The 18872-nt window shown below is 69.0% G+C and carries 18 protein-coding genes; 10 read left to right on the top strand and 8 right to left on the bottom strand.

Annotation, left to right across the window (positions count from 1 at the left end; translation table 11 throughout):
* Nucleotides 1-39: 39 nt before the first annotated feature.
* From IEX88_RS20450 to IEX88_RS20440, 3 genes are read left to right on the top strand one after another with little or no spacing between them, the layout of a single operon-like run.
* Nucleotides 40-1269, top strand: a complete 1230-nt coding sequence (locus IEX88_RS20450) for an MFS transporter (protein WP_188854337.1) — start codon at nt 40-42, stop codon at nt 1267-1269.
* Complete coding sequence (locus IEX88_RS20445; protein WP_188854336.1) at nt 1266-2525, top strand: SGNH/GDSL hydrolase family protein; 1260 nt, start codon at nt 1266-1268, stop codon at nt 2523-2525. The genes IEX88_RS20450 and IEX88_RS20445 overlap by 4 nt, the downstream gene beginning before the upstream one ends.
* The gene (locus IEX88_RS20440; protein ID WP_188854334.1) at nt 2522-3316 is read left to right on the top strand and encodes an SDR family NAD(P)-dependent oxidoreductase; all 795 of its coding nucleotides are present in this window, start codon (nt 2522-2524) and stop codon (nt 3314-3316) included. The genes IEX88_RS20445 and IEX88_RS20440 overlap by 4 nt, the downstream gene beginning before the upstream one ends.
* Nucleotides 3317-3335: 19 nt before the next feature.
* Here IEX88_RS20440 and IEX88_RS20435 read toward each other — a convergent pair whose 3' ends face one another.
* A complete protein-coding gene (locus IEX88_RS20435) occupies nt 3336-4241 on the bottom strand; it encodes a DMT family transporter (RefSeq protein ID WP_188854332.1) in 906 nt (301 codons plus the stop codon).
* Between the two features lie 32 nt (nt 4242-4273).
* On the opposite strand from IEX88_RS20435, the gene IEX88_RS20430 reads away from it, so the two are divergent.
* Nucleotides 4274-5185: an ArsR/SmtB family transcription factor gene (locus tag IEX88_RS20430; RefSeq protein WP_308423858.1), complete on the top strand. Its 912-nt coding sequence runs from the start codon at nt 4274-4276 to the stop codon at nt 5183-5185.
* 190 nt (nt 5186-5375) lie between these two features.
* Here IEX88_RS20430 and IEX88_RS20425 read toward each other — a convergent pair whose 3' ends face one another.
* Nucleotides 5376-6389 (bottom strand): LacI family DNA-binding transcriptional regulator, encoded by a 1014-nt coding sequence (locus IEX88_RS20425; RefSeq protein ID WP_188854330.1) that lies wholly within the window; start codon nt 6387-6389, stop codon nt 5376-5378.
* Between the two features lie 186 nt (nt 6390-6575).
* On the opposite strand from IEX88_RS20425, the gene IEX88_RS20420 reads away from it, so the two are divergent.
* The 4 genes from IEX88_RS20420 to IEX88_RS20405 are packed head-to-tail and all read left to right on the top strand — an operon-like array spanning nt 6576 to nt 10941.
* Nucleotides 6576-7520, top strand: a complete 945-nt coding sequence (locus IEX88_RS20420) for a sugar ABC transporter substrate-binding protein (RefSeq protein WP_188854328.1) — start codon at nt 6576-6578, stop codon at nt 7518-7520.
* A complete protein-coding gene (locus IEX88_RS20415; RefSeq protein WP_244640401.1) occupies nt 7517-9103 on the top strand; it encodes a sugar ABC transporter ATP-binding protein in 1587 nt (528 codons plus the stop codon). The genes IEX88_RS20420 and IEX88_RS20415 overlap by 4 nt, the downstream gene beginning before the upstream one ends.
* Complete coding sequence (locus tag IEX88_RS20410; RefSeq protein WP_188854326.1) at nt 9100-10095, top strand: ABC transporter permease; 996 nt, start codon at nt 9100-9102, stop codon at nt 10093-10095. Before IEX88_RS20415 ends, IEX88_RS20410 begins: the two co-directional genes overlap by 4 nt.
* A 3-nt stretch (nt 10096-10098) precedes the next feature.
* Nucleotides 10099-10941, top strand: a complete 843-nt coding sequence (locus IEX88_RS20405) for an N-acyl homoserine lactonase family protein (RefSeq protein WP_188854325.1) — start codon at nt 10099-10101, stop codon at nt 10939-10941.
* An 18-nt stretch (nt 10942-10959) separates the two neighbouring features.
* Here IEX88_RS20405 and IEX88_RS20400 read toward each other — a convergent pair whose 3' ends face one another.
* From IEX88_RS20400 to IEX88_RS20375, 6 genes are all read right to left on the bottom strand, one after another.
* Nucleotides 10960-11751: an enoyl-CoA hydratase/isomerase family protein gene (locus IEX88_RS20400; protein WP_188854322.1), complete on the bottom strand. Its 792-nt coding sequence runs from the start codon at nt 11749-11751 to the stop codon at nt 10960-10962.
* 3 nt (nt 11752-11754) lie between these two features.
* On the bottom strand, nt 11755-12600 hold the full coding sequence (locus IEX88_RS20395; protein WP_188854320.1) for an ABC transporter ATP-binding protein: 846 nt from the start codon (nt 12598-12600) through the stop codon (nt 11755-11757).
* 16 nt (nt 12601-12616) lie between these two features.
* Entirely contained in the window at nt 12617-13102 is a 486-nt protein-coding gene (locus tag IEX88_RS20390; protein ID WP_188854318.1) for a MaoC/PaaZ C-terminal domain-containing protein, read from the bottom strand.
* A 68-nt stretch (nt 13103-13170) separates the two neighbouring features.
* A complete protein-coding gene (locus tag IEX88_RS20385; protein WP_188854316.1) occupies nt 13171-14169 on the bottom strand; it encodes an ABC transporter substrate-binding protein in 999 nt (332 codons plus the stop codon).
* Between the two features lie 56 nt (nt 14170-14225).
* Nucleotides 14226-15086 carry an ABC transporter permease gene (locus tag IEX88_RS20380; protein WP_188854314.1) on the bottom strand — a complete coding sequence of 287 codons (861 nt, stop codon included), beginning with the start codon at nt 15084-15086 and terminating at the stop codon, nt 14226-14228.
* Nucleotides 15087-15253: 167 nt separating this feature from the next.
* Nucleotides 15254-16879: an acyl CoA:acetate/3-ketoacid CoA transferase gene (locus tag IEX88_RS20375; RefSeq protein WP_188854312.1), complete on the bottom strand. Its 1626-nt coding sequence runs from the start codon at nt 16877-16879 to the stop codon at nt 15254-15256.
* Between the two features lie 187 nt (nt 16880-17066).
* Between IEX88_RS20375 and IEX88_RS20370 the strand changes: the two genes are divergently transcribed.
* Both IEX88_RS20370 and IEX88_RS20365 read left to right on the top strand, forming a co-directional pair.
* Nucleotides 17067-17768: a hypothetical protein gene (locus IEX88_RS20370; RefSeq protein WP_188854310.1), complete on the top strand. Its 702-nt coding sequence runs from the start codon at nt 17067-17069 to the stop codon at nt 17766-17768.
* A 14-nt stretch (nt 17769-17782) separates the two neighbouring features.
* Nucleotides 17783-18865: a LacI family DNA-binding transcriptional regulator gene (locus tag IEX88_RS20365; RefSeq protein ID WP_244640400.1), complete on the top strand. Its 1083-nt coding sequence runs from the start codon at nt 17783-17785 to the stop codon at nt 18863-18865.
* Nucleotides 18866-18872 lie beyond the last annotated feature (7 nt).

Below are 18872 nucleotides of genomic sequence, written 5' to 3'. Positions count from 1 at the left end.
CATCTCAGGAGCCTGTTCCCATCGGAAGGCTCGTTTTCCATGCCCCTTGCTCTCTATGCCCTCACGGCCGGTGCTTTCGGCATCGGCGTCACCGAATTCGTCATCATGGGCCTGCTGCTCGACGTCGGCGCCGATCTCGGCGTCTCGACCAGCGCGGCCGGCTTCCTGATCTCCGGCTATGCCATCGGCGTCGTCGTCGGCGCGCCGCTCCTCACCGTGCTGACGTCGCGCTGGCCGCGGAAGACCGTGCTCTTGGCGCTGATGGGCATCTTCATCGCCGGCAATCTCGCCTGCGCGCTCGCCCCGACCTATGGCCTGCTGATGGCCGCGCGGGTGCTCACCGCCTTTGCGCACGGCACCTTCTTCGGCGTCGGCGCGGTGGTCGCGACGCGCCTCGTGCCAGCGGATAAGAAAGCCTCCGCCATCGCGCTGATGTTTACCGGCCTCACCGTCGCCAACATCCTCGGCGTGCCGCTCGGCACCTGGCTCGGCCAGGCGGCCGGCTGGCGCTCGACCTTCTGGGCGGTGGCCGTGGTCGGCGTCGCCGCGCTCGCCGTCATCGCCTGGGCCGTGCCGCAGGACGGCAAGCCCGAACAGGCCGACGACTGGCGGGCCGACCTCAGGGCGCTCGCCCGCCGCCCGGTGCTGATGGGTCTCCTCACCACCGTGCTCGGCTATGCCGGCGTCTTTGCCGTCTTCACCTACATCGCGCCGCTGCTGACGGAGATCACCGGTTTTGGCGAGGCCGCGATCTCGCCGATCCTGCTGCTCTTCGGCGGCGGGCTCGTCGTCGGCAACCTCCTCGGCGGCCGGCTCGCCGACCGGGCGCTGGTGCCGGCGATGATCGGCAGCCTCGTCGCGCTCGCCCTCGTTCTCCTCGCCATGGGTCCGGCGCTGCACGGCACCTGGACGGCGCTGGTGGCCGTCACGCTGCTCGGCGCCGCCGCCTTTTCCACGGTGCCGCCGCTCCAGATGTGGGTGCTGTCCAAGGCCGAGGGTGCCGGCGAGAGCCTGGCCTCCTCCTTCAACATCGCCGCCTTCAACCTCGGCAATGCGCTGGGCGCGCTCGCCGGCGGTCTCGTGATCGACAGCGGGCCGGGCCTCGGCTGGGTGACCTGGACCGCCGCGCTGTTCCCGCTCGCCGCGCTGGCGGTGGCGATCCTCGCCGTGCGGCTCGACCGCCAGCGCCCCGCCGCCAGCATTGCCGCGCACGACGGCCGCTCGGGTGCCGTCGTGGATGGCACCGCGACCCTGGAGACCGCTCGATGACCACGCCCTTTAGCCCGAGCGCCGCAGCGGCCGGCCTGGCCGCCGCGATCCTCCTCGCCAGCCCCCTGCCGTCGTCGGCCGGCGACTGGGTCCCCGCCTGGATGGCGAGCCCGCAGCCGGTCTGGAGCAGCGACTTCCTGTTCCCGACCGACGTGCCGGTAAGATTGAAGGACCGCACCCTCCGGCAGGTCGCGCGGATCGGCATCGGCGGCCGCGCCGTCCGCATCCGCCTGTCCAACGACTATGGACGCAGCGCCGTGCGGATCGCCGCGGCGCATCTGGCCCGGTCGACCGGCGGGATGGCAATCGAACCCGCCAGCGGCCAGGCGCTGACCTTCGACGGCGCGGGCGAGGGCACGATCCTGCCGGGCGCGTCACTGCTCAGCGATCCCGTCGCCATGACGGTCGCGGCCGGCGAGGATCTCGCTGTTAGCTTGCATTTCGCCGCGGAGACCCCGGTCGAGACGTTCCACTGGGACGGCAAGGCCGAGTCCCGGCTCGTCGACGGCCTGCACGTCTCGGACGCCGACCTGCCGGCGGGCGAGATTTCGACGCAGCGGCTGTTTCTGTCGGACATCCTCGTCGATGCGCCGGACGCCAAAGGGACCGTCGTCGTCCTCGGCGACTCGATCACCGACGGTGCCGGCGCGACGCTCGGCGCCGACACGCGCTGGCCGGACTTTCTCGCCGCCCGCGCCGCGCCCCGCGGCATCGCCGTCGTCAACGCCGGCATTTCCGGCGCGCGCGTGCTCTCCGACCGGATGGGCACGAACGCGCTTGCCCGCCTCGACCGCGACGCCCTTGCCCAGCCCAAGATCCGCGCGCTGATCCTGATGCTGGGGATCAACGACATCGCCTGGCCCGGCACGCCCTTCGCGCCGGACGAGCTGCCGATGACCTTCGAGCGCCTCACCGCCGGCTATCGCCAGATCGCCGCCCGGGCCCGCGCCAATGGCATCCGAACCATAGGCGCGACGCTGACGCCCTTTGCCGGCGCCCTTCCCGGAACGCCACTGGAGGCCACCTATCACAGCGCGGCGAAGGATTTTCTTCGCCAGCGCATCAACGACTGGATCCGGACGAGCCGAACCTTCGACGCCGTGATCGATTTCGATCGTCTGCTCGCCGACCCGGCCGACCCGATGCAGCTTCGGCCGGCCTATGACAGCGGCGACCGCCTGCATCCCGGCGACGCCGGCAACAAGGCGATGGCGGACGCCATCGATCTCGACACCATCCTTGGAGACACGCCATGAAGATCGACCTCACGGGCAAGACCGCCCTCGTCACGGGCTCCACCGCCGGCATCGGCTACGCCATCGCGCTCGGCCTCGCCAGAGCCGGCGCCTCCGTCGTCGTCAACGGGCGCGACCCGGGTCGCACGGAGGCCGCCGTCGCGAAGCTGAAGGGCGAGGCGTCTGAAGCTGACATCAGTGGCGTCGCCGGCGACGTCGGCACCGCCGAGGGCTGCGAGGCCATCGTCGCCGCGCTGCCGGAGGTCGACATCCTCGTCAACAATGCCGGAATCTTCAATCCGCAGGATTTCTTCGACGTGCCCGACGCCGAATGGGAGCGCTTCTTCGCGGTCAACGTCATGTCGGGCGTGCGACTGTCGCGCGCCTACCTGCCGGGCATGCAGGCCAAGGGCTGGGGGAGGGTGCTGTTCCTGTCGTCGGAATCCGGCCTCAACATTCCCGTCGAGATGATCCACTACGGCATGACCAAGACCGCCGACCTCGCGCTCTCGCGGGGCCTCGCCAAGCGCATGGCCGGCACGGGCGTGACGGTGAACGCGATCCTTCCCGGTCCGACGCTGTCGGAGGGCGTCGCCGGGATGCTCGCGGGCGAGGTCGAGAAGACAGGCAAGCCGCTGGAGGAAGTCGCCGCCGACTTCGTCAAGGCGCACCGCTCGACCTCGATCATCCAGCGCGCCGCGACCGTCGAGGAGGTCGCGAACCTCTGCGTCTACGTCGCCTCGCCCCAGGCGTCGGCCACGACCGGCGCGGCGCTGCGGGTGGACGGCGGCGTGGTCGACACCATCGCCTGAGCCGTTCCGGGCAGCCCGATCAGGCGGGGCGCACGCGCCGCCCCGCCGGCAGCGTCATGGCGATCACGCTGACGACGACGAAGCCGAGGCCGAGCCAGGCGCTTGGCTGCGGCGCCTCACCAAGGAAGAGGATGCCGATGCCGACGCCGATCGGCACACGCAAATAGGCCTGCGCCGTGGTGCCGACCGAGCCGAGGCGCTGCAGCAGGGTGAAGTAGATGACGAAGGCGAGCGCCGTCGAGAACACCGATAAAGCGAGGAGCGCCAGGAGCGAGGCCTGCGAGGGCGCCAGCGTCCAGGGCTGGTCGACGAGAAGGCTGACGGGGATGAGGATCACGGCCCCCCAGATCAGCGATCCCGCCGCCGGCATCATCGGATCGAGATCGCCAAAGGTCCGGCCGAAGGTGACGGCCGCGCCATAGGCGACGGCGGCGAAGACGATGGCGAGTTGGGCCGTTAGCGCCGTGCCGAAGCCGGAGAGCGCTGCGGGACCGACGACGAGACAGATGCCGGCGAGGCCCGCAACGACGCCGAAGATTTTTGGGCCCGTCACCGTCTCGTGCCGCGTCACCAGCGCGTTGATGAGGAAGGCGAAGACCGGCGTCAGCGAGTTGAGGATCACTGCGAGCCCCGCGTCGACATGCTGCTCGCCCCAGGCGACGAGGGTGAAGGGCAGGACCGAGTTGAGGCAGGCCTGGATCACAAAGCGTTTCGCGTTGCGCCGGTCTGTCGGCAGGCGGAGGCCGCGCATGCGCAGGATCACCAGCAGCAGCCCGCCGGCGACGAGCGTGCGCGCGGCGATCAGCGTGATCGGCGGAATGGTGGAGACGCCGATCTTGATGAAACTGTAGGAGGCGCCCCAGAGGGTGGCGAGGGCGAGCAGCATCAGCAGGCTGACGGCGAGGCGCGGGGGATGGTCCGCCATATCAAAGTCTTTCGGGTTGCGAGGAGGCGTCGGTGCCGGCGGACGCTAGCCGGGCTCGCCTGCGAGATGCTTCGGTCTTCGCCGAAGTGTCGGCTCCTGACAAGCCGCGCGGCGCCGCCTATTCTCCCGGCATGATCGACCTCCCGACGGGCAACACGATAGCCGAGACCGCCTTCCTGATGGGCGACCCTGCCCGCGCCAACATGCTGGCGGCGCTGATGGGCGGGATGGCGCTGACGGCCGGGGAACTGGCTGCCCAAGCCGGCGTCACGCCGCAGACCGCGAGCGGCCACCTGGCGCGGCTGCGGGAGGGCCAGCTCGTCGCCGTCGAACGGCAGGGCCGCCACCGCTATTTCCGCCTGGCCTCGCCCGACGTGGCGCAGGCGCTGGAAGGGCTGATGGCGCTGTCCGGTAGGGCAGCGGGAAGCCAGCCCCCGCGCCCCCGGGGCCCGCGCGATGCGGCGATGCGGCTGGCGCGGTCCTGCTACGACCATCTCGCCGGCCGTCTCGGTGTCGCCATCGCCGATGCGCTGGAGCGCCGCGCCTTTGTCCATTCCTACGACGGCATCGGCACAGTCTCGGACGAGGGCCGTCGCTTCCTCCGCGATCTCGGCATCGACGTCGACGCGCTGTCGGCAGCCAAGCGCCCGCTCTGCCGGACCTGCCTCGACTGGAGCGAACGCCGCCTGCATCTCTCCGGCAAGCTCGGCGCCGCCCTCCTCGAGCGCACGGTCGAGCTCGGCTGGCTCGCGCGTGTGCCGAAGAGCCGGACGCTGCGGATCAGCGGGGCCGGCGAGCGGGGCTTTGCCGAGACGTTCCGGTGCGAGCCGGTCTGGCTGGCGACGGCGCCGCAGCCGATCTCGGCGATCCCCGGTGTCGGGGCTAGCAGTGATTTATGCAAGCCCATCGAAGCCGAGCGGCAGGCAGCGCTCCTGCCGGGATGACGACGCGGCTGTCCTGATCGGCGGGCCTTGTTCGGGTGCAAAAAAGCGCCGACGGCACACACTGTTCGTGAGGGCGGGGAAGAGGGCGACCGTCCGTGCCACGGACGAAAAAACTTGCCCTGGCAAGGCGACGGACGACGACACCGTTGGGGTGTTCTCAAGGCCTGAGATGGCCGCCGGGACGGCTCCATCAAGCGCCCGGAGCGGGCCCGCAGCTTTCGCCCAAGATCAGCGCCGGTTGAAAGATGACGTGACGGGGGTCGATCCGGTTGTTGTGCTCGATCCGGTCGATCAGGAGACGCAGCGCCTCGTTCGTCATGTCGGCGATCGGGTGCTCCGTCCGCGTCAGCCGCGGCCGCAGACCGCCGATCCCCGGGATGGTGTCCGTCGAGGCGATGGAGATGTCGTCGGGGCATTTCAGTCCGAGATCGGCGAGCGCCCGCATCACGCCGAGCGCCATCACGCCGTTGGCCACGTAGATCGCCGTCGGCCGGTCCGGGCGGTTGACGATCTCGCGCGCCACGGAATAGGCGACGTCCTCGCGGAACTCGCCGTTGCGGATGTGGCCGGCCTCGGGCTGCAGGCCCCGCGCCGCCATGCTTTCCAGCATGCCGTCGAGCCGCCCGCGACCGGTCGTCAGGTGCAGCGGACCGGTGATGGTGGCGATCCGCCGATGGCCGAGGTCGAGAAGATAGTTCGTGACCTGGCGGGCTGCCGAGACGTTGTCGATCGTCACCGTGTCGGAGCGATCGTCGTCGACCACCCGCCCGAACAGCACGGTCGGAATCGCCCGACCTTCGCCGTCGCGGGCCTCGGCATTCGGCCGTCGGCCGATGGGGACCAGCATCATGCCGTCGCAGGAATGCGCCCGGATGCGGGCGAGGATGCGCCGCTCGTTTTCCGGCTTCTCGTCGCTGTTGAACACCAGCAGCGAATAGCCCCAGTCAGCGACGGCCGCTTCTGCCGCGCAGACAATGCGCGCGAAGAAGGGATTGGCAAGGTCCGAGACGGCGAGCGCGATCAGTTGCGTGCGGCCGCGCTTCAGATTGCGCGCCGCCGACATCGGCGCGTAGTCGAGGTCGCTGATCGCCGCCAGGACGCGCGAGCGCAGATTGGCGCTGACGAAGGCCGAGTCGTTCAGCACGGCGGAGACGGTCGCTGTCGACACACCGGCAGCTTTGGCAACGTCGCGGATTGTGGACAAGCAAACACCTAGCTAACCGTTTCGCTGATGGTGGAGGAAGGCGTCGGCCCTGTCCAGCCTGTCCTGCAGCGGATTCGGCGATAATCGGCTTGCAATTTCGATGGAGATCGGAAATTCTGGCGAAACGGTTCGGCCATGTTCGCCAGGAGAGCGGAGGGGTCGGGATCAGCCGCCAGGGAGGGAAACATGAGAGCTTCGACCATCGCACTCGTCTGGGCGGGCCTTGCCGCCTCGGTCTGTGCCGCGCAGGCGCAGGACAAGCCACTGCTCGGTATCGTGTCGATCTCGGCGACCGAGGCGAACAATGCTCGCTACATCGCCGGCGCCACGGCCGCTGCCGAAGCGGCGGGCTGGGAAGTCTCCGTCATCGATGCCGCCGGCAGTGCCGACCAGGCTAATTCCGCCATCCAGAATTTCGCCGGCCGCGGCGCCGGGGCGATCATCGACATGGTCTTTCCCTATTCCTCGATCGGCGCGGGCCTCGCCGACGCCAAGGCCGCGGGCATTCCGGTCGTCACCTGGGGCGGCGGGATCGGCAGTTCCGTCGCGGCGACCAACGGCTCGGGCGCGCCGATCGCTCAGCCGGTGATCGAGAAGATGATCGCCGACCTCGGCGGCAAGGGCAGCCTGCTCGCTCTGACCTACCGGACCGGCGAGGTCTGCCGCAACCGCGAGGTCCTGCTCGACGAGATGCTGGCCAAGAACCCGGGCATCGAGGTGGTCAAGAACGAGGTGCGCATTCCCGGCTATTTCGAGGACGGCGCGCAATACGCCAACGCCTGGCTCGCCTCGCATCCGGCCGGCGACGGCAATCTGGCGATCTGGGGCTGCTGGGACGATCCGGCGATCGGCGCCATCGGCGCGCTGCGCCAGCAGGCGCGCGACGACGTGAAGGTCTACGGCGTCAACGGCAATGCGCAGGCGCTCGAGAACATTCAGAACGGCCACATGACCGCGACCGCCTGGGAAGACAGCTATACCGAGGGTGCGGAAATGGTGAAGCTCCTTGCCGAGATCAAGGCGGCAGGCGACGCCTGGACCCCGAAGGCCGTGGAGGTTCCCGCCATCCTGGTGACCCAGGAGACCATCGCCGATTTCCTCAAGCAGCACCCCGAGGCGCTGGGCCAGTGACCCTGCAGGGCGTCCCCGTGTCGGCGGCGGTCGCCCTGCCTCACGGCGGCCTCGGCGACGGGCCTGCCTTCCTCGTCGCCACCGATATCGCCAAGTCCTATGGCGGCGTCGCCGCGCTGAAGGGCGTGTCGCTGTCGCTGCGGCCGGGCGAGGTACATGGCCTCGTCGGCGCGAACGGCGCCGGCAAGTCGACCTTGATCCGCATCCTTGCCGGCCTCGTGCAGCCGGACCGCGGCCGGATCGTCGTGGACGATGCGCCGGTCGTCATTGCCTCGCCGCACCGCGCCAGCGATCTCGGCATGAACTTCATCCATCAGGAGCTGGCCTTCGTTCCCGGCATGACCGTCCTGCAGAACATCATGCTCGGCCTGCCCAAGACATCGCGTTTCGGCATGATCGACTGGAAGGCGATCGCCCGCGAGGTCGAGCCCATCGCGCGGCGCGTCGGCCTGTCGGCGCCGCTCCTGGCCAGCGTCAAGGGGCTGTCCACTGCCGAAAAATGGCTGATCAACATCTGCCGGGCGCTCGTGCGCAAGGCGCGGCTGATCGTGATGGACGAGCCGACCGCCTCGCTGTCGGCCAGCGAGAGCGAGAAACTGTTTGGCATCGTCGAGGACCTGTCGCGCTCGGGCGTCGCCGTCCTCTACGTTTCCCACCGTCTCGACGAGATCGAACGGCTCTGCCACCGCGTCACCGCCTTTCGCGACGGCCGGTCCGTCGCGACGCTGGAGCGTCATGCGGTGACCCGGGCGACCTTGGTCGAGGCGATCGTCGGCGGCGCGGTCGAGCGTCTCGCCAAGTCGGCCGAAACTCTGGGTCGCAACGAGGTGGTGCTGACGGTGCGGGGCCTGACGCGGCTGCCGCGGGTCGTCGATGTCGATCTCGACCTGCACCGCGGCGAAGTTCTGGGCATCGGCGGCCTCGTCGGCGCCGGGCGCACCGAGCTGGTGCGGCTGATCTACGGGGCCGATCGCACCGACCGGGGCACGATGGTTCTCGCCGGCGACGCTTTTGCGCCGCGCCATCCGAGCGCCGCGGTGCGGGCCGGCCTTGGCCTCGTGCCGGAGGAGCGGCGCAGCGAGGGGCTGGTGCTCGGCAAGAGCGTCGCCTTCAACCTGCACCTGTCGAGCCTGTCGCGCATCGTCCACAGCTCGGCCCTGCCGCTGATCAGCCGGCGCCGCCGGCAGCCATTGTCGCAGCAGGTGATCGCCGATCTCGCGATCAAGACCGAGAGTGCGGAGACGCCGGTCGGACGGCTCAGCGGCGGCAACCAGCAGAAGGTCGTGATCGGCCGTTGGCTGCTGCGCGCGCCCAAAGTGCTGATCCTGGACGAGCCGACCCGCGGCGTCGACGTCGGCGCCCGCGGCGAGATCCATCGCCTGATCCGCGACCTTGCCGCCCGGGGCATGGCGGTGCTGGTCATCTCCTCGGAGCCGGACGAACTGCCCGATCTTTGCGACCGCGTCCTCGTCATGGCCGAGGGGCGGATCGTGCGCGAACTGCAGGGGGACGCCCTCAGCCGCAGTGCCATCATCGAAGCGAGCTATGCCGGGCCGGCCACGGCCGAGGGGACCCAGCCATGACCGATGCCGCCGTCGCCAACCGCCGCCTGTCGCCCGGCTCCAAGCGAGCCCTCGGCTATTTCGCCCGCTACGCCACGATCATCGGCCTCGTCGCCATGGTGCTGGCTTTCTCCTGGCTGTCGCCCCGCGCCTTTCCGACGCTGAACAATTTTACCAACGTTCTCAACCAGGCGTCGCTCGCGATGATCATCGCCGCGGGGCTGACACTGGCAGTTATCGTCGGCGAATTGGACCTCTCGATTGGCTTTTCCGCCAGTCTGCACGGCATTCTCGTCACCGGCCTCATCGTCAGCAACCAGTTGCCGATCCCGGTCGCCATCGTCATCGTGCTGGCGGCGGGAGCCCTGATCGGCCTCGTCAACGGCCTGATCGTCACCAAGGTGAAGGTCAATTCGGTGATCGCCACGCTCGGCGTCGGCACGATCCTCACCGGCCTCGCCTTCGCCTATTCAGCCGGCGTGCCGATCGTCTCCGGCGTGCCCGAGGCGTTTCTGCAACTCTCGCTCGGACGCTGGCTGTTCGGCATCCCGAACAACATCGTCATCATGGCGGTGGTCGTCGGCGGCCTCTGGCTGCTGGTCGAGCGGACGGCGCTCGGCCAGGAGATCCAGGCGGTCGGCGGCAATCCCGCGGCGGCCCGCCTCGCCGGCATCAACGTCGACCGCATCAAGATCCTCGGCTTCGTGATCTCCGGCGTCTGCGCGGCGCTGACCGGCATCCTGCTGGCCTCGCGCCTCGGCAGCGGCACGGCGAGCGCCGCCGACAGTTACCTCCTGACCGCCTTTGCCGCCGTCTTCCTGGGCTCGGCGACGCTGCGCGACGGCGAGTTCCACGTGCTGGGCACGCTGATCGGGGCGCTGATCATCGCCTTCTGCTTCAACGGCCTCAACATCTTCGGCGCGCCGACCTTCTCGCAATACGTCCTGCAGGGCGCCATTCTCATCCTGGCGGTCGGGCTGTCGAGCCTCGGCCGGTCGATCGCGGAAAGCTGAGCCATGACATCCGAGCCGCAGCTCACCTGGGACGTCCACGTCATCGAATTCGCCCGGTCCAAGGACCAGCTGGTCGCCGGCCTCGTGCACGGCGCCTATGACGAGGGCACGGCCGACGTGCCGTTCTCCTTCGTCCTCGCCCGCCGGGCCGACAAGGTGGTCCTCGTCGATACCGGCTTCATGCGCGAGGGCAGCGGCGAGGCGATGAGCATCAAGTTCGGTGTGCCCTTCTGGATCTCGCCGCTGCGCATGCTGGAGGCACTCGGCGTCGCCGCCGGCGACGTCACCGACATCGTCCTCAGCCACGCGCATTTCGACCATATGGGCTCGATCGGCGAGTTCCCCGCGGCCCGCATCCATATCCAGAAGCAGGAGCTTCTCTCCTGGATCGAGGCCTTGGCGCTGCCGCGGCAGTTCGGCTATCTCACCGAGATCATCAACCCGGACGATCTTCGCCACGCCTTCGACGCCTCGCTCGAGCACCGGCTGAACCTCGTCGAGGGCGACGTCGACGATCTCCTGCCCGGGCTGCACCTGCGCACCGGCCCCGGCCATACCGTCGGCCAGCAGTATGTCGTCGTCGAAACCGGCCGCGGCCGCCTCGTCATCTCCGGCGACTGCGTCTATTCGAAGCGCAACATCTGCGGCCACAACCATGACGGCGTCTATGTCCCGCTCGCCAATGCCACCGGCAGCGTCTGGGACCAGCTGAAGACCTTCGACCGGATCAACCAGGAGATCGGCGGCGATCTCGGCCGGCTCGTCATCCTGCACGACATGCAGCGCTGGCCGACGCTTCCGATCGTGCAGGAAATCGACGGATTTCGGATCGTCCTGGCATCCTGATCGGCCTGGCGGCGCGGGTCAGTCCCGGGCGCCGGGCCCGAAGACCGGCGCGCGCTTGGCGAAGAAGGCCGCGGCCCCTTCGCGCAGATCCTCGCCGTCGAAGATTTTCTGCTGCGCCGCGTTGCCCCGGGACAGGGCCGCGTCGACGGGAAGGTCGAGCGCGGCGTCGACGAGCGTCTTCGCCAGCCGGTTCGACAGCGGCCCGCGCTGCGCGATCTCGGCCGCCAGTTCCCGCGCCGCCTGAAGGGCGCTGCCGGCCGCGACCCGGTTCACCAGGCCCCAGGCCAGTGCGCTGTCGCAGTCGAGGATCATGCCGGTGAACAGGATTTCCTTCGCCCGCGCCGGACCGACGAGCCGCGCGAGGCGGACGGCGCCGCTGGCCGCCAGTCCCCCCAGCCGGCTCTCGGGAAGACCCACCTTGGCGCTTTCGGCAAGGACCCGGAGATCGCAGGCCAGCGCCAGCTCGAAGCCGCCGCCGAGTGCCGGCCCGTCGATCGCCGCGATCGTGGGAAATGGCAATGCCGCGACCTGGCGCAGGACATGGTCCTCGAAAAGGATCTTGTCCTCGCTGGCATTGGCGCCGAGCGCAGAGAATTCACGGATGTCGCTGCCGGCACAGAAGGCCGCGGGTCCCCCGTGCAGGATCAGGCAGCGGATGGCGGGATCGGCGGCCAGCGCCGTCACCGCGGCGCCGAGGTCTCGCAGGAGGGCGCGCGTGACCAGGTTGAGACGGCCCGCGTCGAGGCCGAGCTCGGCCACGGGGCCATCGATGCGAAGCCTGACAGTGCCGGCGGTCGTTCCCTCCGCCATCGCTCAGCTCGCGATCTTGGTTTGCGGCGTGATGCCGTGCAGCACGCCCATGCGCTCGAAATGCTGGTGGATGCGATCCACGTAGGACGCGAAGTCGGGCGCGTCGCCCAGAACGATCGGCCGCGGGCGCGGCAGGGTGACCGTGATGTCGTCGACGACCACGCCCGGGCTCGGGCTCATGACGATGATGCGGTCGGACAGGCCCACCGCTTCCTCGACGCTGTGGGTGATGAAGATCACGGTCGGACGGCGGCGGAGCCAGAGCTGCTCGAGATCGGTGCGCACCTGCAGCCGAGTGAGGGCATCGAGCGCGCCAAAAGGCTCGTCCATCAGGATCACGTCCGGCTCGTGCACGAGGGTGCGGATCAGCGACACGCGCTGGCGCATGCCGCCGGAAAGCTGGCGCGGGTACTTGTCCATCGCGTGCTCGAGCCGGAGCTGCGCGAAGAGGTCGCGCGCGCGGTCGGCGATCATCTGGCGGTCGAGCCCGCGGATGTCGGCGTGCAGCATCACATTGTCGAAGGCGGTGCGGAATTCCAGGAGCAGGTGGTCCTGGAAGGCGATGCCGACATTGGTGATCGGCTTGGTCACGGCCTTGCCGTCGCAGAGGATCTCGCCGGTCGAGTGCTTCATCAGTCCCGCGACCATCAGCATCAGCGTGCTCTTGCCGCAGCCGGACGCGCCGACGACGGAGATGAACTGGCCGGCCGGAATGTCGATGTCGACCGGGCCCATGGCGCGGAAGGGATTGTCCCCGCCCTCGCCGAAAACCTTCGAGACGTTGCGGATGGCGATGGGGACACCGGTCTTTTCGACGGGGGTCTTCTCGCTGGTTTGGGAAAGCGTCATGGGTGCCTCCTGCCGTTCAAGCCGCGGGTGCGGCGGACGCCGCCACGGCGGCAAGGGGTGTTTTGGAGAGAAGCAGCGCCTTGCGCCCCTTCTGCACGACCTCGTCGCGCTGGTTCACGATCTCGACGTCGAAGGTCGCGATCGCCTGGTCGGGCCGGGAGCGGGAATCGCGGATCTCGGCGATGACGTAGTTCACGAAGATCGTGTCGCCGAGGAAGATGGGACCGACGAACCGCCAGTCGGAAATCCCGAGGAAGGCAATCGCGGTTTCGCGCAGCTCGCCCGTCCGCGCCCACATCAGGCCATGGGCGAAGGACAGGCCGAGCATGCCGTGCGCGACGCGGCGGCCGAACTGGCTCCTCGCCGCATAGACGTCGCTGGTGTGCAGTTCGGAAAAATCGCCGGTCAGGCCCGCAAAGGCCATGACGTCCGCCTCGCCGACGGTCCGGCCGGGGCTGCGGAAGCGCATTCCGACGAAGAGATCGTCAAACCGATAACCCATCGTTTGGTCCTGGAACTGGAGGGCGGGCGCAGGGCCCCCCGGCCGATGCCGGGGGGCGCGGTGCGACCTTACTGGCAGGGGCGAAGCGTGCCCTCGGCCGGCAGGAAGTCGTTGGTGTAGTAGGTGGTGGGATCCTGGCCGGTCGGCAGCAGGCCGACCTGCGACAGCAGATCCTGGGTCTTCACCCACTGGGCCGGCTCGGCCCTGCCGACGAATTGGGCGTCGCCGCTGCAGAACAGCGGCGTGATCGCCGCGAGCTCCGCCGCGACCAGCTTTTCGTCCGAATCGGGGAAGAGTTCCTTGACGTCCGCCACCGCCTCCGCCGGCTTGTCGAGGGCAAAGCTCCAGCCCTTCAGGCTGGCGGCGATGAAGCTCTTCACCAGGTCAGGATTCTTCTCGAGGAAGTCGTTCGACGCGAAGATCGACGTGGAGACCGTGGGCACGCCGTAGTCGGCGAAGGGAAGCTCGTCGATCTCGGCGCCCTGGGCCCGAAGTTGGATGGCATAGGCGTCGAGCGAGCCGAGGATCGCCTGGACCTGGCCCGTGAGCAGGCTCGGCACCATCGAGGTCATCGGCATGTTGAGGAGCTGCAGGTCCGATTCCTGCAGATCGTTCGCCTTCAGGAGAAGCGGCAGCATCGTCGTCTGCGACGAGCCGGAGGGCACGCCGACGGTCTTGCCCTTGAGGTCGGCGAAGGACTTGATCCCGGTCGCCTTCAGCGCGATCAGCTCGTTCGGGTTGGACTGGTAGATCGTCGAGACGACGCGCATCGGCGCGCCCTTGGCGATCAGCTGGCTGACGGCGACCGCGTCGGCATAAGCGAGCTGCGCCTGGCCGCTGGCGACCAGCTGCGCCGTGTTGCCGGAGCCGTTGCCCTGGACGATGGTCACGTCGAGGCCGGCTTCCTTGTAGTAGCCTTCCTGCAGCGCCGCGGCGAAGCCGGCATTGGCGCCGCCGGCCGTCCAGTTGAGCTGGAAGGTGACGGCCGTCTGGGCGACGGCGGCGCCCGTCATCCCGGTCATGGCGAGCAGTCCCGCCGCAGCGGTGGTCTTCAGGATATGCAGCATGTTGGTTCCTCCCAGAATTGAAATGATGACCTCCGCCCCTCCCGGGCGGACGCCGGTTAGTCCGCCCCGGACCGCTGCCAGGGCGTCATCAACCATTCGCTGAATTCGACGACGTAGTTGATGAGGATGCCGATGAAGGTCAGGACGACGAGGACCGCGAAGGTCAGCTCGATGTCCATGGTGCTGGTGCCGCGCAGGAGCACGTAGCCGAGCCCCTGGTTGGCGCCGACGAACTCGGCGACGATGGCTGCGGTCGTGGCGATGGTGGCGGACGTCTTGACGCCCGAGAAGATCACCGGCAGCGCCGAGGGAACGCGCAGATAGCGAAAGGTCTGCCAGATCGAGGCGCCCATCGAGCGCGTCAGATAGAGAAGACGCTGGTCGAGGATCTGGAAGCCGCTGATGCTGGCGATGAGCAGCGGGAAGAAGGTCATGAGGACGGTGAGGAGGACCTTCGACTCCATGCCGAAACCGAGCCAGACGAGGAACAGCGGCGCGACCGCGATCTTCGGGACGAGCTGCAGAAGCATGATCGGCGGATAGAGAATCTGACGGGCCAGCGGCGATAGGGCGATGACGAGGCCGAGCGGAATGGCCGTCAGCAGCGTCAGCCCGAAGCCGAGGACGATTTCCGTCAGCGTCACCAGCGCATGCGTCCAGAGCATCGACGCGTCGGCGACGACGCGCGAGAAGACCGCGGCCGGACCCGGCAGCAGGTAGGCAGGAATCTCGAAGAAGCGGACGGAAAACGACCAGAACGCGATGATGACGAGAAAGGTCAGGGGCGGGAGCGCATTCCAGCCCAGCGCGCGCACCCGGCGCATGCCCTTCGAGGGGCCGCGAACGACCGGCGCCGGCGTGCCGGCCGCAACCGGACCTGAAAGACCCGGCGCGGGCGTCATCTGTTGAGTGGCCATCGACCTTCCTCCCTGTTCGGTGGCTCCCCTGCGGGAGGCCTTGCCGCTTCTTTCCGTTCGCCCTGGACCCGCCGGAATGTCCCGGTCAGGCTCCTCCCAGGGAGGGATGTATCCGCTTGCATTGCCTGCTGCGCTCCCGCGTCCCACGGGATGGCACAGGCCGGCCGTCAGGCCGCGGCGCGGCCGCTTCCACCCGATTCCGCCGCGAGCCTGCGGCGGGGAGATCGGGCACTGCGGCCGAACCTTGCGAAGTCGACCGCCAGCCCCATCGGCTCGGCTCTGAAGAGCCTGGCATCCATGGGCCTGAGGCTCTGCGAGATGCTCGGGCGGAATGCCATGCGGGCGAGAATGTCGCGCTCGAGATCGACACCCGGGGCGATCTCCACGAGCTCCAACCCCTGCGCCCCGACGTCGAAGACGGCGCGTTCGGTGACGAAGAGGGCCTTGCGGCCTTCCTCGCGGGCAAAGGCGCCGTTGTAGCAGATCTGCCGAACGGCCTCGACGAACTTGGAATGCCGCCCCTCCTGCAGCACGGTCAACCGACCGTCGCCGCCCTCAACGCGCAGGCCGCCGGCCGTGAAGGTGCCGCTGAACACGACCTTGCGGGCGTTCTGGCTGATGTTGATGAAGCCGCCAACGCCGACGATGGTATCGCCGAAGCGGCTGACATTGACGTTTCCGGCCGCGTCGATCTCGGCGAAGGACAGGAAGGCGACGTCGAGCCCGCCGCCGTCGTAGAAGTCGAACTGGTAGGGCTGGTCGACCATGGCGTCGAAGTTCTGCGCGGTCCCGGAATCCGGCCCGGTCATCGGCGCGCCGCCGATGAAGCCCTGCTCGTTGCTGAGCGTGATGCCCTCGAGGATGCCCTCCTCGGCGGCGACGGCCGACACGCCGGTGGAAATGCCCGCGCCGAGATTGCACACGGCGCCGGGGACGATCTCCATCGCGGCGCGGCGGGCGATGATCTTGCGCTCGGTGAAGGGCAGCCGGCGCATGGCCTCCGCCGGCACCCGCATCTCGCCGGCATAGCTTGGCTCGTAGGCGCTGGCATAGGTCTGGCGCTGCTCGGGATCGACGACGACATAGTCGACGAGGATGCCGGGGATCCGCACGCTGCGCTGGGGCAGGGTGCCGCGCCGCGCCAGCCGCTTGACCTGCACGACCACGGCGGCACCGAGGCGGCGGGCGGCCTGGGCACAGGACAGCATCTCGCCGGGGATCGCCTCCTCCTCCATCGACACATTGCCGTCCTCGTCCGCGGTCGTCCCGCGCAGGATCACCACGTCGAGCGGGAAGGGCTTGTAGCGCAACCATTCCTCCCCGGCGATGTCGAGAACCTCGACGATGTCCTCCTGGGCCGCCTTGTTCTGGCGGCCGCCGAGCTGGCGCGGATCGACGAAGGTGTGGAGGCCCGTGCGGGTGATCAGGCCCGGCCGGCCCGCGGCCATCTCGCGGACGAGCTGCGAGATGACGCCCTGCGGGATGGTGTAGGATTCGAAGGCTTCGTCGAGGGCCAGCGCGATCAGCGGCGGCGAGTCGACCAGGGCGCTGGTCAGCGAGCGCTTCAGCATGCCGGGATGGCGGAAGCGGGCCGCCCCCTTCAACTGACGATCGCCGATGCCGACCGCGTGGATCAGCGTCAGGTCGCGCGGTTCGCCGGCTTCCAGAAAGCGCGCCTCGATCGCCTCCAGCACCGTCTCGGGGACGCAGTGTCCGCCGCCCGATCCGCTGACGAGAACGCTGTCGCCGGCCTGGATGAGACTGGCCGCCTGGCTCGCCGTGATGACCTGCATTTTGCCTCCCGTCACCGTTGACAACGGCGTCTGCTCTCATGTAACCGATTGCATAACGAATGAGGTGGAGGCCTGTCAAGCGGCCTCGGAAAATTACGAGGGCGGCCTGCGTCCTGTAGCGCAGGCGTGGTGTGCGGCGCACGGCGGTGAATGATCGCTGGCAATCGGTTGCATGGGGAGAAGAGAGATGGGTTTGGCGGGGGAGGGCGTCCTGGCGATCTGGAATGGCATCGCGGCGGCGGCAGAACCGGATTTCCTGTCCTGGCACGTCCGCGAGCACATCCCCGAGCGCGTGGCGGTGCCGGGATTTGTGCGCGGCCGGCGCTATGTCGCTGTTCGCGGCGAGCCGAAATACTTCAATTTCTACGAGGCCGAAACGCCCGCCGTCCTCGCCTCGCCGGCCTATCTCGCCCGCCTCGACGACCCGTCGGAATGGACGAAGCGCGTCGTGCGCCACTTTCGCGACACCTCGCGCACGGCCTGCGCCGTGGTCTACTCGAAGGGGGAGGGCGACGGCGCCTTCGTCGCGACGCTGAGGCTGGCGACAGAGGTCCTGCCGTCGGCGTTTCTCGGCCGCGTGACCGGGAACCTCGATGCCCTCCGGGAACGGGACGGGGTGGTCGGCGTGCATCTCCTGCGCGGCGAGGCGGGGTCGGGCGGGGGAGCGACGGCCGAAAAGGCGCTGCGCGGCGAACCGGACCGGACGGCCGCGTGGATCCTCCTCGTCGAAGCGACCGGCCCGGAGCCTCTGGAGGCGATTCTCGCCGCGGACATCGACACCGTCCTCGGCGGCACCGAAGCGGCTTGCCCGCCGGCCGATCGCGGGATCTATCGTCTGCAGTATGCGCTCGGCCGCGACCAGTTGTCCGGCCCGAGCCTCAGACGGTGATCAAGGGGGCTGACATGGCGAAGGTGAAGGCGGAGGTCGGCGGGATGCCGGGTCCCGCGACGAAGATGCCGGGATCGACGCCGACCGGCGGCGTCGGCCTCAGGGACGTCGCGCGGGCCGTGGGCGTGTCGACCGCCACCGTATCGCGGGCGATCAACCGCCCCGAGGTCGTGTCTCCCGAACTGCGCGAGCGGATCGCGCTCGCGGTCGCCGAACTCGGCTGGATTCCAGACGGACGCGCGCGGGCGTTCACGACAGGCCGGTCGCAGACCATCGGCGCGGTGTTCCCGACCCTTGGTCTCGGCGATTTTCCCCGTGCCGCCAACGCCATCCAGCGCCAGCTCCTCGACGTCGGCTACACCCTGCTCCTGGCCTGTTCCGAATACGATCCGGACCTGGAGTTCCAGCAGGTCCGCAAGTTTGCCGAGCGCGGCGTTGACGGCGTCATCCTCGTCGGCCTCGCCCATCACCCGGACCTGCTGCCCTTCCTGAAGCAGCGCAACCTGCCCTTCATCAGCTCCTTCATCTACGAGCCCGCCATCCACGGCAGCTGCGTCGGCCCGGACAATCACAAGGCGCTCGTCACGATGACGGACTATCTGGCCGATCTCGGCCATGTCCGCTTCGCCGTCATCGCCCAGGCGACCGAGAACAACGACCGCGCCAGCGCGCGGCTCGCTGGAATCCGCGACGCCCTGGCCCTGCGCGGGCTGGCGGTCCGCCCGCAGCACCTGGCGATCGGGACGTGGACGATCGAGGAGGGGCGGCGCCTGTTCGCCCAGGTGATGGCGACTGATCCGCGGCCGACCGCCATCATCTGCGGCAATGCCCCGCTCGCCATCGGCGCCGTGCTGGAAGCTCTCGCGACCGGACGGCGCGTCCCCGAGGACGTCTCGATCGTCGGCTACGACGACATCGAGATCATGAGCCACCTGCCGGTGCCCGTCACCACCGTGCGCGTGCCCGGGGAGGAGATCGGCTACCGCGCGGCGCGGCTGATCGTCGACCGGGTCGAGCAGCGCGAGCCCGACTATCCGCTGGAGAGCGAGGCGGAAATCGTGGTCCGCGCCTCCTCCGGTCCACCCCCCAAAGACTAGACAGGAC

This window comes from Aureimonas glaciei (assembly GCF_014643375.1).
Taxonomy (GTDB): Bacteria; Pseudomonadota; Alphaproteobacteria; order Rhizobiales; family Rhizobiaceae; genus Plantimonas; species Plantimonas glaciei.
This window is presented reverse-complemented; position numbering and strand designations above follow the sequence as displayed.

Excerpts from the sequence above, each read along its gene's own strand:
- IEX88_RS20390 (WP_188854318.1), bottom strand. The coding sequence starts at position 13,102 with ATGGGTTATCGGTTTGACGATCTCTTCGTCGGAATGCGCTTCCGCAGC.
- IEX88_RS20440 (WP_188854334.1), top strand. The coding sequence starts at position 2,522 with ATGAAGATCGACCTCACGGGCAAGACCGCCCTCGTCACGGGCTCCACC.
- IEX88_RS20380 (WP_188854314.1), bottom strand. The coding sequence starts at position 15,086 with ATGGCCACTCAACAGATGACGCCCGCGCCGGGTCTTTCAGGTCCGGTT.
- IEX88_RS20375 (WP_188854312.1), bottom strand. The coding sequence starts at position 16,879 with ATGCAGGTCATCACGGCGAGCCAGGCGGCCAGTCTCATCCAGGCCGGC.
- IEX88_RS20370 (WP_188854310.1), top strand. The coding sequence starts at position 17,067 with ATGGGTTTGGCGGGGGAGGGCGTCCTGGCGATCTGGAATGGCATCGCG.
- IEX88_RS20365 (WP_244640400.1), top strand. The coding sequence starts at position 17,783 with ATGGCGAAGGTGAAGGCGGAGGTCGGCGGGATGCCGGGTCCCGCGACG.
- IEX88_RS20400 (WP_188854322.1), bottom strand. The coding sequence starts at position 11,751 with ATGGCGGAGGGAACGACCGCCGGCACTGTCAGGCTTCGCATCGATGGC.
- IEX88_RS20385 (WP_188854316.1), bottom strand. The coding sequence starts at position 14,169 with ATGCTGCATATCCTGAAGACCACCGCTGCGGCGGGACTGCTCGCCATG.
- IEX88_RS20445 (WP_188854336.1), top strand. The coding sequence starts at position 1,266 with ATGACCACGCCCTTTAGCCCGAGCGCCGCAGCGGCCGGCCTGGCCGCC.
- IEX88_RS20435 (WP_188854332.1), bottom strand. The coding sequence starts at position 4,241 with ATGGCGGACCATCCCCCGCGCCTCGCCGTCAGCCTGCTGATGCTGCTC.
- IEX88_RS20395 (WP_188854320.1), bottom strand. The coding sequence starts at position 12,600 with ATGACGCTTTCCCAAACCAGCGAGAAGACCCCCGTCGAAAAGACCGGT.
- IEX88_RS20405 (WP_188854325.1), top strand. The coding sequence starts at position 10,099 with ATGACATCCGAGCCGCAGCTCACCTGGGACGTCCACGTCATCGAATTC.
- IEX88_RS20450 (WP_188854337.1), top strand. The coding sequence starts at position 40 with ATGCCCCTTGCTCTCTATGCCCTCACGGCCGGTGCTTTCGGCATCGGC.
- IEX88_RS20420 (WP_188854328.1), top strand. The coding sequence starts at position 6,576 with ATGAGAGCTTCGACCATCGCACTCGTCTGGGCGGGCCTTGCCGCCTCG.
- IEX88_RS20410 (WP_188854326.1), top strand. The coding sequence starts at position 9,100 with ATGACCGATGCCGCCGTCGCCAACCGCCGCCTGTCGCCCGGCTCCAAG.